Source organism: Endozoicomonas atrinae (genome assembly GCF_001647025.1).
GTDB classification, from domain to species: domain Bacteria; phylum Pseudomonadota; class Gammaproteobacteria; order Pseudomonadales; family Endozoicomonadaceae; genus Endozoicomonas; species Endozoicomonas atrinae.
This window is the reverse complement of sequence record NZ_LUKQ02000475.1, coordinates 1-2,139: the sequence shown is the minus strand read 5'-3', so window position 1 is coordinate 2,139 and position 2,139 is coordinate 1. Positions and strand designations below refer to the sequence as shown.

General features: G+C 43.1%; 4 protein-coding genes. 2 read left to right on the top strand and 2 right to left on the bottom strand.

Annotated elements, in window-relative coordinates; all coding sequences use genetic code 11:
• Positions 1-364: 364 nt before the first annotated feature.
• Positions 365-586, top strand: a complete 222-nt coding sequence (locus tag AK963_RS28095; RefSeq protein WP_066018609.1) for a DUF2835 family protein — start codon at positions 365-367, stop codon at positions 584-586.
• Here the strand turns inward: AK963_RS28095 and AK963_RS28090 are convergent.
• Together AK963_RS28090 and AK963_RS34995 are read right to left on the bottom strand one after the other, a co-directional pair.
• Positions 583-1,245 (bottom strand): LysR substrate-binding domain-containing protein, encoded by a 663-nt coding sequence (locus tag AK963_RS28090; protein WP_202969899.1) that lies wholly within the window; start codon positions 1,243-1,245, stop codon positions 583-585. The genes AK963_RS28095 and AK963_RS28090 overlap by 4 nt on opposite strands.
• Positions 1,232-1,480 carry a LysR family transcriptional regulator gene (locus AK963_RS34995; protein WP_202969898.1) on the bottom strand — a complete coding sequence of 83 codons (249 nt, stop codon included), beginning with the start codon at positions 1,478-1,480 and terminating at the stop codon, positions 1,232-1,234. Before AK963_RS34995 ends, AK963_RS28090 begins: the two co-directional genes overlap by 14 nt.
• Positions 1,481-1,606: 126 nt before the next feature.
• Here AK963_RS34995 and AK963_RS28085 point away from each other — a divergent pair, with 126 nt between their 5' ends.
• On the top strand, positions 1,607-2,032 hold the full coding sequence (locus AK963_RS28085) for an FMN-dependent NADH-azoreductase (RefSeq protein WP_083232936.1): 426 nt from the start codon (positions 1,607-1,609) through the stop codon (positions 2,030-2,032).
• Positions 2,033-2,139: the final 107 nt, after the last annotated feature.

Genomic DNA, 2,139 nt, shown 5'->3' with positions numbered 1-2,139 from the left:
GTCCTCTCGATTGGTCATGGCGCTGCTCCCTGCTTGATACCAACAGGAAAACAATCGGCCAGAAAAGGGTTAATCGGGAGGTCAAATTAAACTGGTGTTTTGAAGACTTATTACATCGGTGATGACAACCTTTACCTTTATTGGCTATAAAGTTGGAGAAAAAGTTCAAAGTTATACCAATGGCTACTCATTTGGTTAAATTGACTCTGAGTCAGCCAGCTTGGAAAGAAGTCTGGAAGGAGATTTTCTGCAGCAATAACTGTCATTTAGCGTTGTTCTGTAACCCTTGTGAGAGAAGGTTGCTAAACTAATATTAGCCTTCTTTTAACTTGTATTTTTAATAAGAAACACAAAGGTTTGAGCGATGCATAAGGCCGTGTTCTCCGTAAAACTCAACTCTGAACAAGTTCTTCAGTATTACAAAGGGCAGAAGAGCTCTGTGAGGGTTCGCACTGAATCAGGTCAGACTATGAGTATTCCCTATGACATTATGTTGAAATTTGTCACCAGAGAGGGGATTTATGGACGATTTCAACTGACATATGGAGACGATGGAAAGTTTCTGGATATTATTCGTTTAAGCTAATTTTGACGGCCTTTATCATGGCAACATTCTCTGAGGATGGTTGCTAACTTCTGAGCAGCAGGGCCAATATAATTCGAGTCAGGAAATATCATGTATAGCTGTACGCTCCGACTATTACTCAGTTTGGTTTCCAACTGTTTGATAGTTCCATCTTCAAGCTCCTGCTGAATATGGTGTGTGGGTAGCCATGCAAATCCAAGCCCCTGTTTTACCAGCCTTATTGAAGAGCTGATGTGACTGACTGTCCATCGCTCTTCAGATCCAAGCCAGCCAGCATTAGCATCCCTTCTGATGCCTGAGTCACGAATAACGATTTGTCGATATTGTTTTAGTTCTGCCTCACTGATTAAATGGTTAAGCTGGGCCAGAGGGTGATTCATATGAACAACGGGTACAAAATTAATAGATATTAACGGTTCTCCTAGAAAGCCCTGGGGAATAATGCCAGTAATAACAATATCGGCCTTGCCACTGACCAGCATATCCGTTGTGCCTGAGAGCACTGATTCCACAAGCTCCAGGCGCGTATGTCTGGAGGCAGGGGCAAAGAGTTCAAGTGCTTTGATTAATAATGAGTTAGGAAAAATGACATCCGCGGCCAAGGTAAGTGTACCCTCCCAACCTTCAGAGAGGCTTACCGCTACTTTATTCCAGCGCATCTGCCTCTTTCAGGAGTGTCTTGGCCCGTCTGAGCATGGCTTCACCTGCTTCAGTCAATACGGCTTTTCGGCCTTGAATCTCAAGTAAATCAATGCCCAGCTGATGCTGCAGTTTGCTGATGGCATAACTGATGGTGGACTGGCTTTTGAAAATTGCTTCAGAGGCTTGAGCGAAACCTCCATGCTCCACCACCGCCTGGAACATTCGCCATTGATCCAGTGTTACCTTTGACATTTTTCAGTCACTCTATTTATCTAAAAAATCGATAATTATGTGCAGTATTTTGAGATTTTCTTTCGGTAATTTCGACGTTAAATTTAACATAAATAGACAAAATAGTAATTTAAAGGGGTGTTAAGCATGGCTCAACTACTGCAGATAAACAGCAGCCTGTTTGGTGAACATGGGCAGTCAACTCAGCTGTCACAGAAGTTTGTTGAACGCTTTCTAACCGTTAATCCTGATACCCAGCTCAAAGTAAGGGATCTGGCGAACCAGCCTGTACCCCATCTGGATGCTGAAATTGTTATGGGTTTTGGTGCCACTGAAGACCAGAAAAATAGTCGGCAGGCGGAGATGACGGCACTTTCTGATCAGCTGATTGAGGAAGTGAAGTCTGCTGATATTCTGGTGATTGGATTGCCAATGTATAACTTCAGTTTGCCCTCAACATTGAAATCCTGGTTTGATTTTATTGCCAGAGCAGGGGTCACATTTAAATACACTGAGCAGGGTCCTATCGGGCTTTTGGAAGGGAAGAAAGCTTATACCAATCGCATTTTCTAAATCCTTAAGCTGCCGCCAACTATGCTTAGGCATCATTACCATGCATTATCTAGAACAGATGTCTCGTCGACCACAGCTACCCGAAGGTTTTAATGATGTTGATTTTC

What these genes read in the sequence shown, in the direction of transcription:
- AK963_RS28095 (WP_066018609.1), top strand. Translation starts at nt 365, where the DNA reads ATGCATAAGGCCGTGTTCTCCGTAAAACTCAACTCTGAACAAGTTCTT.
- AK963_RS28090 (WP_202969899.1), bottom strand. Translation starts at nt 1,245, where the DNA reads ATGCGCTGGAATAAAGTAGCGGTAAGCCTCTCTGAAGGTTGGGAGGGT.
- AK963_RS34995 (WP_202969898.1), bottom strand. Translation starts at nt 1,480, where the DNA reads ATGTCAAAGGTAACACTGGATCAATGGCGAATGTTCCAGGCGGTGGTG.
- AK963_RS28085 (WP_083232936.1), top strand. Translation starts at nt 1,607, where the DNA reads ATGGCTCAACTACTGCAGATAAACAGCAGCCTGTTTGGTGAACATGGG.